The organism is Photobacterium sp. S4TG1, assembly GCF_036040035.1.
GTDB lineage: Bacteria > Pseudomonadota > Gammaproteobacteria > Enterobacterales > Vibrionaceae > Photobacterium.
This window is the reverse complement of record NZ_JAYXUH010000017.1, coordinates 34689-48612: the sequence shown is the minus strand read 5'-3', so window position 1 is coordinate 48612 and position 13924 is coordinate 34689. Positions and strand designations below refer to the sequence as shown.

12 protein-coding genes are annotated in these 13924 nt (G+C 40.8%); 7 read left to right on the top strand and 5 right to left on the bottom strand.

The window, feature by feature from the left end:
* The first annotated feature begins 269 nt into the window (after window positions 1-269).
* A complete protein-coding gene (gene polA, locus VXS03_RS16590; protein WP_327765003.1) occupies window positions 270-3041 on the top strand; it encodes a DNA polymerase I in 2772 nt (923 codons plus the stop codon).
* Between the two features lie 180 nt (window positions 3042-3221).
* The gene (locus VXS03_RS20320; RefSeq protein WP_438616993.1) at window positions 3222-3269 is read left to right on the top strand and encodes a hypothetical protein; all 48 of its coding nucleotides are present in this window, start codon (window positions 3222-3224) and stop codon (window positions 3267-3269) included.
* Window positions 3270-3886: 617 nt separating this feature from the next.
* Here VXS03_RS20320 and yihA read toward each other — a convergent pair.
* Window positions 3887-4555 carry a ribosome biogenesis GTP-binding protein YihA/YsxC gene (gene yihA, locus VXS03_RS16585; protein WP_327765002.1) on the bottom strand — a complete coding sequence of 223 codons (669 nt, stop codon included), beginning with the start codon at window positions 4553-4555 and terminating at the stop codon, window positions 3887-3889.
* 156 nt (window positions 4556-4711) lie between these two features.
* Between yihA and VXS03_RS16580 the strand changes: the two genes are divergently transcribed.
* The 5 genes from VXS03_RS16580 (at window position 4712) to hemN (ending at window position 9430) form a co-directional block, all read left to right on the top strand.
* Window positions 4712-5329, top strand: a complete 618-nt coding sequence (locus tag VXS03_RS16580; protein WP_327765001.1) for a c-type cytochrome — start codon at window positions 4712-4714, stop codon at window positions 5327-5329.
* A 901-nt stretch (window positions 5330-6230) separates the two neighbouring features.
* The gene (locus VXS03_RS16575; RefSeq protein ID WP_327765000.1) at window positions 6231-6872 is read left to right on the top strand and encodes a class I SAM-dependent methyltransferase; all 642 of its coding nucleotides are present in this window, start codon (window positions 6231-6233) and stop codon (window positions 6870-6872) included.
* Window positions 6872-7423 (top strand): Der GTPase-activating protein YihI, encoded by a 552-nt coding sequence (yihI, locus tag VXS03_RS16570; RefSeq protein WP_327764999.1) that lies wholly within the window; start codon window positions 6872-6874, stop codon window positions 7421-7423. Before VXS03_RS16575 ends, yihI begins: the two co-directional genes overlap by 1 nt.
* Window positions 7424-7426: 3 nt before the next feature.
* Entirely contained in the window at window positions 7427-7906 is a 480-nt protein-coding gene (locus VXS03_RS16565) for a DUF2489 domain-containing protein (protein WP_080158855.1), read from the top strand.
* 150 nt (window positions 7907-8056) lie between these two features.
* Complete coding sequence (gene hemN / locus VXS03_RS16560) at window positions 8057-9430, top strand: oxygen-independent coproporphyrinogen III oxidase (RefSeq protein WP_327764998.1); 1374 nt, start codon at window positions 8057-8059, stop codon at window positions 9428-9430.
* A 103-nt stretch (window positions 9431-9533) separates the two neighbouring features.
* Here hemN and add read toward each other — a convergent pair whose 3' ends face one another.
* The 4 genes from add to VXS03_RS16540 all read right to left on the bottom strand — a co-directional run bounded on the left by add (window position 9534) and on the right by VXS03_RS16540 (window position 13885).
* Window positions 9534-10538, bottom strand: coding sequence for an adenosine deaminase (add, locus tag VXS03_RS16555; RefSeq protein WP_327764997.1), 1005 nt, complete (start codon window positions 10536-10538; stop codon window positions 9534-9536).
* A gap of 132 nt (window positions 10539-10670) precedes the next feature.
* Window positions 10671-12083 (bottom strand): nitrogen regulation protein NR(I), encoded by a 1413-nt coding sequence (gene glnG / locus VXS03_RS16550; RefSeq protein ID WP_327764996.1) that lies wholly within the window; start codon window positions 12081-12083, stop codon window positions 10671-10673.
* Between the two features lie 31 nt (window positions 12084-12114).
* Window positions 12115-13167 (bottom strand): nitrogen regulation protein NR(II), encoded by a 1053-nt coding sequence (glnL, locus tag VXS03_RS16545; RefSeq protein WP_442957459.1) that lies wholly within the window; start codon window positions 13165-13167, stop codon window positions 12115-12117.
* A 142-nt stretch (window positions 13168-13309) separates the two neighbouring features.
* On the bottom strand, window positions 13310-13885 hold the full coding sequence (locus VXS03_RS16540) for a DUF4124 domain-containing protein (protein WP_327764995.1): 576 nt from the start codon (window positions 13883-13885) through the stop codon (window positions 13310-13312).
* Window positions 13886-13924: the final 39 nt, after the last annotated feature.

The following is a 13924-nucleotide window of genomic DNA, read 5'->3' as shown; positions in this document are numbered from 1 at the left end:
ATCTAATTTAAGCTTTCTTATTAAGTATATGAAAATAAATACAATCATGAGTAATTTTTATTTTCACATAAAAAACGATCAACTGGCGCAAATTAAATACTAACAAAGTTATCCACAGAAAATGGATGAATAACACAAAACAGCAGTTAACAGTTGCGGTTGAGCATGGCATTCTAGTAAATATTGCATTTTTTCTGTGGTGTAGGGATAAAATTGGTCGATAATAGACCTAACCTGAACTACTTTCGCTCGGATATAAGAATAACCTTATGGCTACGATTCCTGAAAATCCATTGATCCTTATAGATGGATCCTCTTACCTTTATCGCGCTTACCATGCCGCACCCAATTTCACTAATTCAGACGGTGAACCAACAGGTGCAATTTATGGTGTGGTTAATATGTTACGCAGCATGTTGCGTCAGTTTTCAACTGATCGTATTGCGGTTATCTTTGATGCCAAAGGTAAGACATTCCGTGATGAGATATACCCTGAATATAAAGCAAATCGCCCTCCGATGCCGGATGATCTTCGCGGTCAGATTGAGCCATTACATGCAGTGATTAAGGCGATGGGATTACCGTTGATCGCGATCTCTGGCGTTGAAGCGGATGATGTGATCGGTACGCTAGCAACTCAGGCATCTAAACAGGGAATGCCGGTATTGATCAGTACTGGTGATAAAGACATGGCGCAACTGGTTGATCAACATGTTACTTTGATCAATACCATGACGGATGTAGTGATGGATGCCGCCGGCGTTAAGGAAAAATTTGGTATTGGCCCTGAGCTGATTATCGATTACTTAGCGTTAATGGGGGATAAGGTTGATAACATTCCTGGCGTTCCTGGTGTTGGAGAGAAAACGGCGACAGCGTTATTGCAAGGTCTTGGTGGCTTAGATACTTTGTATGCCAATCTTGATGATATTGCGCCGCTAGGTTTTCGTGGCTCAAAAACCATGGCTAAAAAGCTGCTTGATAATAAAGAAGCGGCTTACATGTCTTATAAGTTAGCGACTATCAAGCTTGATGTTGAATTAGAACTTACTCCTGAACAATTATGCAAAGGTGTACCAGACACTGATGCACTGACTGAATTGTTTGGTAAATTACAGTTCCGTCGCTGGCTAACTGAAATGTTGGATGGCAGTGATGGTCGTATTGTTGCTGATGAAAGTGCAGCAACTTCTACAACTGAACCAAAAGTTGTTGCGCCAACCATTGATCGTAGTGGTTATGAAACCGTACTTGATGAAGTAAGTTTTAATAACTGGGTAGCTCAGTTAAAAAATGCTGACGTATTTGCGTTTGATACTGAAACCGATGGCCTTGATTACATGACGGCTAATTTAATTGGGGTCTCATTTGCGGTTGAAGAAGGTAAAGCTGCTTATGTCCCTGTCGCTCATGATTATTTAGATGCGCCAGCACAGCTTGATCGTGATTGGGTGTTAGCACAATTAAAACCATTATTAGAAGACGAAACTTTAGCAAAAGTCGGTCAAAATTTAAAATTTGATGCCAGCATTGTTGCGCGATATGACATTGATATGCAGGGTATTAAATTTGATACTATGCTTGAATCTTATGTTTATAACAGTGTTGTTGGTCGTCATGATATGGACAGCCTAGCACTGCGTTACCTTGAGCATAAAAATATCAGTTTTGAAGAGATTGCGGGTAAAGGTAAGAAGCAATTGACCTTTAATCAAATCGATCTTGAGCAGGCGGGTCCTTATGCTGCTGAAGATGCAGATATTACGCTGCGGCTACATAATGCGTTATATCCAAAAGTTGCCGCTGATGAAAAGCTAAATAAAGTGTTTGAAACGATTGAAATGCCGTTAGTTCCTGTTTTATCTCGTATGGAACGTACTGGTGTTTACATTGATAGTGCTTTGTTAGGCGCGCAATCTATCGAGTTGGCACAACGGTTAGATGAAATTGAAAAACTGGCTTACGAATTAGCAGGTGAAGAATTTAATTTAAGTTCTCCTAAGCAATTACAGGCAATCTTGTTTGAGAAAATGGCTTTGCCAGTTATTAAAAAAACCCCATCAGGCACCCCATCGACCAATGAAGAAGTGCTACAAGAACTTGCTTTAGATTACCCATTACCAAAATTATTATTAGAATACCGTGGCTTAGCAAAATTGAAATCCACATATACTGATAAATTGCCCAAAATGGTGAATGTAGCAACAGGTCGAGTTCACACGTCTTATCATCAGTCTGGAACCGTCACAGGACGCTTGTCTTCAAGTGAGCCGAACTTGCAAAATATTCCAGTTCGTAATCAAGAAGGACGTCGTATTCGCCAAGCGTTTGTTGCCAAACCGGGATATAAAATTCTTGCTGTCGACTACTCTCAAATTGAATTGCGTATTATGGCGCATCTTTCTGGTGATCCCGCGTTATTGGATGCATTCCGCCATGGTAAAGATATTCATGCAGCAACTGCAGCTGAAATTCTAGGATTAGCAATTGATGATGTGAGCACCGAGCAACGTCGACGTGCAAAAGCAATTAACTTTGGTCTAATTTACGGCATGAGTGCATTTGGTTTAGCCAAGCAACTTGATATGGGTCGTAATGAAGCACAAGATTACATGAATGTCTATTTTGAACGCTACCCTGGCGTTTTAGACTACATGGAAAGTACTCGTAATAGTGCGGCTGAATTGGGCTACGTTGAAACCTTATTTGGTCGTCGTTTGTATCTTCCTGATATTAAAGCGCGTAATGGTTTACGTCGTAAAGCCGCTGAACGTGCAGCGATTAACGCCCCAATGCAAGGGACTGCGGCTGATATTATTAAATTAGCTATGATTGCAGTTGATGAGTGGGTACAGCAGCAACCACAAGGGCAAGTTAGTTTGTTAATGCAAGTACACGATGAATTGGTATTTGAAGTGGAATCATCAGTATTAGACAGTGTTACCGCTAAAGTTCAAGAGTTAATGGAGCAAGCGGCAACCTTAGCTGTACCATTAATTGCTGATGCGGGCTACGGTGACAACTGGGATCAAGCCCACTAATTAATGCTGTTATGTCTTGATAAGTAAATTATAGCTGATCGTAAGATTGGCTATTTTTTTGTTAAAATTAAGAACACTTATGTAAAAATTACTTACAATATTATGAAAAAAAACTACAACAAGGGCTTCCAAAAACTGAGTGATTGATATACAGTTGATGACGTAGGGTACAGAGGTAAGATGTTCTATCTTTCAGACCTTTTGTTTCACGTTATTGGATTTGGCTGATTCAGCTGCCCCAGTCTATTTATTGGACTGGGGCGTTTTTTATGGGGCCAATATCAAATCTATCTTCGTCATTACGTTCTTATTGTCTGCTTTTTTTATTTTATTATTTCTCATTTTGATATTAATCACGACTGTTCTGCGTTTGTTTTCCATACAAAAATAACCATATTGTTGTTTTTTTATGATAACTATCACTTATTTTTAGCGTTCTGATCTATTTTTGAAGCTGATTTGTATTTGCTAACATATTTTTTAGAGCAAATACTTTAAATTTTAATTTGGTAGGCTATAATAACAACAGCTTCTTGTTCATATTTGGTTTTGTTGGTTAGTCATCATAACTTGCCGACAAACAAAGACATGGAATAGCCATTCTCGGCATTGAGAATGGCTTTTTTTTTGGTTTTTTTTTGAACAACGGATGATGTAATTTTATTCCAGAAAAAGATTAAATTATCAGCAATTAGCAAACTTGTTTTTTGTTTAAAATAATGTGCTATTACTAATAGAATTAGCTGATGTACGGCAAAGGGTGAACATTAGTATCGAGGCGGGAGGAGGAGCGATAAACCCCACCAAAGGTGATGGGGCTTAATATTATTTATTGCGTGATAATTTTATTCTGCAGAAGGTAGATTAAAAACATCACTATCGTCAGCGGCAAGTACACGTTGACGTTCTAGTTCAGGTGCATACCATTCATCAAGTTTACGACGGACTTGATCAACGCCAATCCCTTTCAATGAAGAGAAAGCTTCAACCTGAACGTTACCGCCAAATTCTTTCGACATTTCACGGATTTTTAATACTTGTGCTTTACGTGCACCGCTTTTTAATTTGTCTGCTTTAGTCAATAGTACTAAGACTGGCAAACTGCTTTCAATCGCCCAATTAATCATTTGCTGATCAAGATCTTTCATTGGGTGACGAATATCCATTAATACCACTAAACCTTGTAAACATTCACGGCGTTGTAGGTATTCACCTAATGCTTTTTGCCATTTAAGTTTTAGTTCAAGTGGTACTTGAGCAAAACCGTAGCCTGGTAAGTCAATCAAGTTACAGCCATTAATGACTTCAAACATGTTGATTAATTGAGTACGGCCAGGGGTTTTGGAAGTACGAGCCAAACCTTTTTGATCAGTCAGGCGATTTAGTGCACTTGATTTACCCGCATTGGAGCGACCAGCAAATGCGATCTCAACGCCGGCATCTTGTGGCAAGTGACGAATGTCCGGTGCACTTGTGATAAAACTGGTATTTCTATAGTTGAGAGGTTGATTCACTGTTAACTCCGTCAAGCACTTATGTTGTAAAAAAAGCGCTTTTTTGTGAAATTGTCTAAGATATATTAAACCGTGTTTGGTTTATGGTCGTATTGTATACCATGTCACTGAGCATTACTTGTGGTACGGAAGCTCTATAATTATAAATGGAATGTCATGAAAAAATTATTTTTAATATTTACCCTTGCGGCGAGTTATTCAGCTTGGGCGCAAGGTGATATCGATGCGGGTAAATTAAAAGCCACCACTTGCGTTGCATGCCACGGTAGTGACGGTAATGCAATCATAAGTCAATATCCTAAGTTAGCAGGTCAACATGCTAACTATTTAGCGAAACAACTTGCTGACTATAAATTAGCGGTAACCAGTAGCGGTGCTCAAGGTCGCAGTAATGCGGTAATGGCGGGTATGGCAGCAGCACTCTCCACTACCGATATGGTAGATCTCGGCGCTTATTTTTCCTCTCTGCCTATTTCGGGCAATACCACTCCTGAAAATGTTATTGCAATAGCTGAGCCATTATACCGTTTTGGTGATTCAGAACGGGGTATTGCTGCATGTATTAGCTGTCATGGCCCTCGTGGCAATGGCACCAGTCTCTCGGGTTTTCCTAAAATTTCGGGTCAAAATGCACAATATATTCAATTACAATTACAAGCATTTCGTTCTAGTGTTCGCAATAACGACCTCAATGCTATGATGCGCTCGGTGGCTGCTAAGCTCAGTGATGATGAAATTTCAGCCCTCTCTGCTTACGTTGGCGGTTTGCATTAGAAGGAAAATGATCCTTATCATGACAAACGTTGCTGAGTGTTACTGTTTGTTAATATTTTGGCAACGGTAGTTTCGCCTGTGATGTTGTAAGAGATCGACCATTGGTATAGGTAGTTATAATGATTTGATTTGTAGTCGATTATTTTTTTGTTTATAGAACATAGACTTGTTTATTGGCGATAATTACGTATCAAAAAGTGTGATCTTGATACGTTGTTTTAATGATGACTTCAGGTAAATTACTCCCTGTCGACAAGGAGTGCGACACAGGAAGGAAGCGCTAGGATAGCTTAAGCAGTGACGCTTAAAGGAACACAGGATGTCTGGTCAGGAGACCAGGGTTGATGCGGGATGCGTAGGAATTTGTCAAGGTAGACACTCAAGGAAAGAGAATAGCTATAGCAATATAGCTCAGGTACATCAGGATGATGTACCGCATAAGGATGGTGGTATAGTTATTGGAGCGTAACATTGCGATAGGGATCGCCAACTTAGGATGAGTTGTTAAACCATGGATGGGTTAAAATGGATGCGAAAATTCACTAGGATGGTGACGAACGATATCGACATGGATAGCAATTATAATAAATGGATATTTGTTAAACTGGGACGTTGCTTGCTGGTTACGGAAAGACTAGACAGAATTAATAAGCTCATAGCTTACCCCATAGAGCGATAGGTGCAGACCTGTCGCTTTTTTTTCGTCTAAATTTTGCCGTGAGTGAAAGTTATTATTATGATTTAAGTGTAATGTTTTACTTTCAGCCTCGATAAAATAGCCGAATAAATTGAACAATTTGTCAGCAGAACTACATCTTAACCGCAATTGGGTATAGAATAGCCCGCTCGATTTTGCACCGCTGCTGCTGTTCGTCAACATTCAGTTGGTGCGGAGAAGATAATGGATAGATGCCCGCTTTGTGAAAGTACAGATAATCGCTGGTTGGTGGCAGACACTAAACGTGATTATTTTCGTTGCTTACAATGTGCATTAATTTATGCCGATTCGACAACTCATTTAACGTCGTCCCAAGAAAAATCTGTTTATGACCAACATCGGAATAATCCTGATGATGCGAGTTATCGACAATTTTTAGGGCGATTGGCCACACCGTTGATAACACGATTATCATCGCCGCCGTTATTGGGGTTAGATTTTGGTAGTGGCCCAGGGCCGACCTTGTCAGTGATGTTGGCTGAAATGGGGTATACTATGACTATCTACGATCCCTATTTTGCGGCGCAGCCTGCTGCATTAGACGATCAATATGATTTTGTTACTTGCACAGAAGCAATCGAGCATTTTTATCAGCCTGCGAAGGAATGGGGGCTGTTGCTACGTTTGGTCAAACCCGGCGGTTGGCTGGGTATTATGACTAAGCTAGTAACCGACACTGATGCTTTTGAGCATTGGTACTACAAGAACGACCCAACCCATGTTAGCTTTTTTAGCCATGATACGTTTTGCTTTTTAGCGCAACGAGATGGTCTTGAAGTTGAGTTTGTTGGAAATGATGTGATTTTGCTGAGGAAACCCCAGTAATGACCCGTAAGAAAAGAGCGCGCACCGTAGGTTCAGAAGGCCCTGCTGTATACCGTGAGAAATCAAATAGTAAAGTTGATGTTGAGACTCGTGAACGCCAAAAAGCGAAAAAACGTAAAGGCTTAAAATCAGGAAGTCGTCATTCTGCTGTTGAAGATAATAAACAGCGTAATGGTGGCCAGAAAAAAGATCCACGTTTAGGTAGCAAAAAATTAGTTCCGCTAATTGTTGAGCCTAAAAAGCCACAAACAAAACAGCAACGTCGTTTATCTGCAGAGCAAGAACTTGCGATGCTAGAAAATGATGCACAATTGATGGTATTACTCGATCGAATTGATGCTGGTGAAAAATTAGGTGCAGGTTTACAAAAGCAAGTTGATTTGAAGTTAGACCGTATTGAACGTCTAATGAAGCAACTTGGTTTATTTGATGATGTTGAAGAAGAAGCATCAGCACCTGTTACAAAAAGTGCTAAATCTAAACCTCGTTCAGATGATGATTTATTAGCGCAATTTGAAAATATGGATTTTGATAATTTCGATAAGGAGTAACCGTTGCAGGGAATTACACTTCTATTTGTTATTGGTGGCGTTATTGTTGCTGGATTAGCACTTTACGCTGGATTGTTATTGGCTAAGCTTTATAAGCAGCAACAGCGGCATAAATTATTTTTAGCCCGTGCTGCTGAGCAACAAGCTGAAGCAATTAAAGCCAGAAATGACAATATATTAGAAAGCGTCTTTATTATCGCAATGGCATGTAAACAAGAACAATGTGATATGTCTGAAGCCGCGATTCGGTTATATAAATTAATGGAAGTGTTGCAAGCAGATAAACAAGTTGATTTTGCAGCAACGTATCCGGCCTTAACTGACTTGTACCAAGTGGTTAAAGATATGCCGCGAGGCGATGCGCGTCAGTTAATAGAGAAACAAAGCCGAATGCGCCTCGATCTTGAACGCATGAAAGCCGAGTCCCGGTTACAAGCTGAGATCAAACTTGAATTGGATGCCATCCTGTCAACTAAGGTTTAACTCGTCATTGCTATTATTAACACCGCCATTTATTGGCGGTGTTTGTTTTTGTTCAGAGTGTAAATTGAACAGCAGGGAAGGGATAGGTTTACTTTTCACCAAATGGTGACACACTCTAGTTATTCTACATTCACACATTGGAACAATGTCATGTCAAATGAGCAGATTATTTGGGATCAGGCCCTGATTGAAAAATATAATTATTCAGGCCCGCGTTATACTTCTTACCCGACCGCACTAGAATTTAATCAAGCATTTACTTCTGCTGAATTTGAGATGGCATGTCAGCAATACCCTGATCGTAAACTGTCGCTTTATATCCATATTCCATTTTGTCACAAGCTTTGTTATTACTGTGGTTGTAATAAAATCATTACTCGCCATCAGCATAAAGCGGATCAATATTTAGATGTGCTTGAGCAAGAAATTAACCAGCGTGCGACTTTACTGGGTGATCGTCACGTTAGCCAATTACATTTTGGTGGCGGTACGCCGACGTTTTTAACTGCGGCTCAAATTACTCGTTTAATGACAGCACTACGCCGTGCATTTAATTTTGATGCTGATGCTGAAATCAGTATTGAAGTTGATCCTCGTGAAATTGAATTGAGTATTCTTGACCACCTTCGCAGCGAAGGCTTCAACCGTTTAAGTATCGGGGTACAAGATTTTAATAAAGACGTGCAGAAGTTAGTTAACCGTGAGCAAGATGAAGCGTTTATTTTTGCGATGGTGGAACGTGCACGTGAATTAGGTTATCGCTCAACCAATCTTGATTTAATTTATGGCTTACCATTGCAAACTCAAGCTCTGTTTGCTGAAACATTACAGCAAGTGTTGACCATGAAACCCGGACGATTGTCGGTGTTTAACTATGCGCACATGCCGACCTTGTTTGCTGCTCAACGTAAAATTCATGAAGATCAACTCCCTTCAGCGACAGAAAAATTAGCGATTTTACAAGATACAATTGCGACCCTAACAGGGGCTGGGTATCAGTTTATTGGTATGGATCACTTTGCGCTGCCAAATGATGAATTAGCGGTTGCGCAGCGTGATGGTATTTTGCACCGTAATTTCCAAGGTTACACCACTCAAGGTGATTGTGACTTATTGGGTATGGGTGTTTCTGCTATTTCAATGATTGGTGATTGCTATGCGCAGAACCAAAAAGAATTGAAGTTGTATTATAGTCAAATGGCAGAGCTGCAAACGGCATTGTGGAAAGGGGTAACTTTAGATGCGGATGACTTGTTACGTCGTGAAGTGATCAAAGCACTCATTTGTAATTTCCAGTTAGATAAACGTGCGATTGAAACTGAATTTAATATTGATTTTGATAGCTACTTTAGCGAAGACTTACAATTATTACAGACATTTATTAATGATGAATTAGTGACTGTGGGTGACAATATTATTTATGTTGAGCTAAAAGGTCGTTTATTAATTCGTAATATTTGTATGTGTTTTGATAAATATTTACGTGTTCGCGCTCGTCAGCAGCAATTCTCTCGCGTGATCTAAACTAATAGAGCGATAAAAAACGCCTCGGTTTCACGTGAAACCGAGGCGTTTTATTATGTGTATCATTGGTCGTTAGTACGACGTTAGTATCACTTGTTGGTGATTAACCTCGTTTGCTAGCGATATCGCGTAGCGCCTGCTTTTCTGCCTTAGATAAGAATGCTAACTCAAGGCCATTGATTTGCGCTTGGCGAATTTGAGCTGCGCTTAAACCAACTTTCGGTGCCGCCACTTCGTATTCATATGGCAATTCAATGCCTTCAACCGCAGGATCATCGGTATTTAAGCAAGCTAAAATACCGTGTTCAAGGAAGGCTTTAACGGGGTGTTGAGTAATGTCAGTGACTGTACTGGTTTGAATATTTGAAGTGATACAAGATTCAATACCAATGCGATGCTCAGCAAGGTAATCCATAAGCTTCAAATCGCTAATTGCTTTGACACCATGACCAATACGAACAGCGCCAAGCTCATTGATTGCCTGCCACATACTTTCTGGTCCCGCTGCTTCACCTGCATGAACCGTAATCTGTAATCCAGCATCACGTACTTGTTTAAAGTGCGAGATAAATTGGGTGCCAGGTTGACCAAGTTCATCACCGGCAAGGTCAATAGCAACTAATTGGTCTTTGTGGCTAAGTAATGCATCAAGTTCTTGCTGGCAAGCTTGTGTACCAAAAGTGCGGCTCATGATGCCAATTAGGTTTGCTTTAATGCCAAAATCTCGGCAACCGGCAGCAACACCATCAGCAATTGCCTCTACTACACCAGCAATTGGTAAGTTGTGTTTCATTGCCATATAGTAAGGTGAGAAACGCAATTCGGCGTAATCAATTTGAGCGTTAAGTGCGTCTTCAACATTCTCGTAAGCGACACGACGGCAAGCATCCAAATCACCTAATACCGCTACTCCCCAATCTAATTTACTTAGGAAGGCGACTAGACTTGGTTCAGCTTCAACAATCTGCACGTGTGGGCGTAAAGCTTCAATTTCGATTGCTGGCAGAGCAATATTAAATTGCTGGCCCAATTCTAAGATAGTTTGGGGGCGAATATTACCATCAAGGTGGCGGTGAATATCCGTTAGTGGAAGATCTTTGTTTATCATGATTATTATACTGTCCAAAGATAATGATGACCTAAGTATACGCAATCACTAAATGACATTCACCACTGTTGCAGATAAATGTGCGTTAGTGCAAATTGGCGTCACAATAGAGTGGTGTTGTCATGGTGAATTTTAATCATGAATGTGCAATTCTTTAAGTTTACGAGTGAGAGTATTTCGGCCCCAACCGAGTAATTTAGCCGCTTCTTGTTTATGGCCATGGGTATGCTGCAAGGCGGTTTGTAGTAAAATTTTTTCAAACTGAGGTAAAGCTTCTGCTAATAAGTCAGCTTCTCCTTGTTGCAAAGCATGTTGTGCCCATTGCTCTAAGCCTTGATGCCAGTGTTGAGGTTCAGTGTTGGCTGTAGGTACGATTGTTGTTTCACTAATTTCTGGCGGTAAATCGGCGGGTAATATTTCATTGCCACTTGCCATGACGGTTAGCCAACGACAGATATTTTCTAATTGACGCACATTACCTGGCCACGGTAATTGGGTTAGCTTTTCTGCCGTTTGTGGATGTAGTGATTTTATTTCCACACTGAGTTCATCTGCGGCACGCTGTAAAAAGTGGTGTGCTAATTGGGGAATATCTTGGCGACGATCTTTTAGTGATGGTAAATGAACACGAATTACGTTTAGACGGTGAAAGAGGTCTTCACGAAAATCACCGGCAGCAACCAGTTGTTCTAGGTGCTGATGCGTAGCAGCAATGATGCGTACATTGACTTTAACTGGCGCATGCCCACCAACGCGATAAAATTGCCCGTCGGCTAATACACGGAGTAATCGTGTTTGAATGTCTAAGGGCATATCGCCAATTTCATCAAGAAACAAAGTGCCGTCATTGGCCTGTTCAAATCGACCTTGGCGAACACTATTAGCGCCGGTAAATGCCCCTTTTTCATGGCCAAATAGTTCTGACTCGATTAAATCTTTGGGAATCGCTGCCATATTGAGCGCGATAAAAGCGTTATTACTGCGTGGACTGTGGCGGTGTAATGCATGGGCGACTAACTCTTTACCAGTGCCTGATTCGCCATTAATGAGCACTGAAATGGAAGAGCGTGATAAGCGTCCTATCGCACGAAATACCTCTTGCATCGCTGGTGCCTCACCAATGATTTCGGGTACCTGCTTAGGCTCTATCGTCGGCTGTTGTTGACGTTTCTGCTCTTGACTATGACTTAAGGCGCGCTCCACTAAGGTGACGGCTTCATCAATATCAAACGGTTTAGGCAGGTACTCAAATGCGCCACGTTGATAGGCATTAACAGCAGCATCAAGATCTGAATGCGCCGTCATAATAATCACGGGTAGAGTAGCGTAATCTTGTTGAAGTTGTTTTAGTAATGTGAATCCATCAGTGCCAGGCATTTTAATATCAGATACTAATACATCGGGTACACTGCGCTCTAATGCTGCTAACACACTATCAGCATCTGCAAACGTTTCGCAGTTCATGCCAGCATTAACAAGAGTACGTTCTAATACCCAACGAATAGAGCTGTCATCATCAACAACCCAGATTAATCCTTTGCTCATAATAAAATTCCTCTGCTTATGGTTGACAATGTTATGACTTAATTGGTAAATGAATCGTGAAATTGGTATGTCCAGGCCAGCTAAAGACTTCAATTTTGCCTTGATGTTGGTCGATTAAATTTCGAGCGATAGATAACCCTAATCCTGTACCACCTTCTCGACCTGTCACCATGGGATAAAACAATGTGTCTTGAATCTCTGCGGGGATCCCTGGACCATTGTCGATGATTTCGATGGTCGCGGTAACTCGGTGGCGTACGCCTTGAATTAAACTTTGATGTGCAGTGCGAGTTTTTAATTTAATCGTACCACCACCTTGACCTTTTAAAGCAAGTGCTGCGTTACTGACAATATTCAATAATGCTTGTTCCAGTTGTTCGGCGTCCATATTGATATCGGGCAAACTTGGATCGTAATCACGTTCAATGTTAATGCTGTCATTGGTTTCGATATTGACGAGCTGACGTACTTTTTCTAACACCAAATGAATATTATCGGTTTTGCGAATTCCTGGTCGTTGCGGCCCTAACAAGCGATCGACTAAATTGCGTAACCGGTCTGCTTGTTCAATGATCATTTGGGTGTATTCGTGATAGCTTTTATCTGGCAAAGTTTTTTCAAGCAATTGCGCTGCTCCGCGTAAACCTCCGAGTGGATTTTTTATTTCATGAGCTAAGCCTCGCACTAATTCTTTAGCCGCTTGTTGTTGCGCATGTTGATTTAACTCTTGGCTAATACGACGTTGTTGGTCAATTGGTTTTAACTCCAACAATATCAATAGTTTTTTTTGCCATGAGATAGGGCTGGCATTAACACCCAGTAAGTGCTGTTGACCATCAATCACAAATGTAACATCACTATCAGCAAGTCCTTGACCACTGTGAAGGGTTGCTTTGACTTGGTTAAGATCGAGTGAACTGTATTGAAGCAATGCAGGGAGTGGCACATCAAGCAAGCGGCGCTTACTTGATGATAATAATTGTTCTGCAGCAGGGTTGACGTAACGGATCACTAAAGCTTCATCAAGTAGTACAATAGCCGTGACTAAATTGTCGAGAATTATGGGTGTAAAACTGGTATTCACAATCATCATCCTTATCGATAGCGCTAAGCAAAAGATCGTTGGTGCAGATGCACACCCGTCGCCGTTAGCCAATGCACCAAAATGGTGCATATTAGTGTACTCGGTTTAACAGCGAACAGGCAGGATTTATTGTAAATAGGCGTTAACGGGGTTGAATTGGACTGTTTTTAGGGCGCGCCTGTGATACGCGATGTAAATAAACCGTAATACTTTCAGATGAAGCAAGGATCTTGCCATTTTTTAGTAATTGGATTTGAACTTGATGACTACCACGATCGATATTGGTCAGTTGCCAAGTTAAGTCAGTTTGAGCTTTACCATGCGCTTTACCATCTATTACTAATTGCGCTTGTAGGTTTTTATTTAGCTTACGGTTACTGACTGCGCGTATTTTTATATCCCCATCATTACTGCGAATAGTTTGCTGATGTACAGGCGCTAAAAGGCTGATGGTCGCGGCAGGAAGAGGCGGTTCAGTATCAGTGGTTATTGATATGAGCTCAACATTATTCATTTGCTCAATGTTGATTGATGTCGATTGAATACTTGGTTGTACTTCGGTAACGGAAAGTTCAACTGTACTGGCTTGGGGAGTACCGGGAGTATCACTAAAATGGACTACACCATTATCATCAGTCCAAGAATAAATTGTTGTTGCTATGGCGGTGTTCGCTGCTGTTGTAAATAACAGCATTGATACCAGATTAATGAGTTTCATCCGTTAACTCTCCAGCAAGACCTTCATGGTCAATAAGTT

Excerpts from the sequence above, each read along its gene's own strand:
- polA (WP_327765003.1), top strand. The coding sequence starts at position 270 with ATGGCTACGATTCCTGAAAATCCATTGATCCTTATAGATGGATCCTCT.
- VXS03_RS16580 (WP_327765001.1), top strand. The coding sequence starts at position 4,712 with ATGAAAAAATTATTTTTAATATTTACCCTTGCGGCGAGTTATTCAGCT.
- VXS03_RS16575 (WP_327765000.1), top strand. The coding sequence starts at position 6,231 with ATGGATAGATGCCCGCTTTGTGAAAGTACAGATAATCGCTGGTTGGTG.
- yihI (WP_327764999.1), top strand. The coding sequence starts at position 6,872 with ATGACCCGTAAGAAAAGAGCGCGCACCGTAGGTTCAGAAGGCCCTGCT.
- hemN (WP_327764998.1), top strand. The coding sequence starts at position 8,057 with ATGTCAAATGAGCAGATTATTTGGGATCAGGCCCTGATTGAAAAATAT.
- add (WP_327764997.1), bottom strand. The coding sequence starts at position 10,538 with ATGATAAACAAAGATCTTCCACTAACGGATATTCACCGCCACCTTGAT.
- glnG (WP_327764996.1), bottom strand. The coding sequence starts at position 12,083 with ATGAGCAAAGGATTAATCTGGGTTGTTGATGATGACAGCTCTATTCGT.
- VXS03_RS16540 (WP_327764995.1), bottom strand. The coding sequence starts at position 13,885 with ATGAAACTCATTAATCTGGTATCAATGCTGTTATTTACAACAGCAGCG.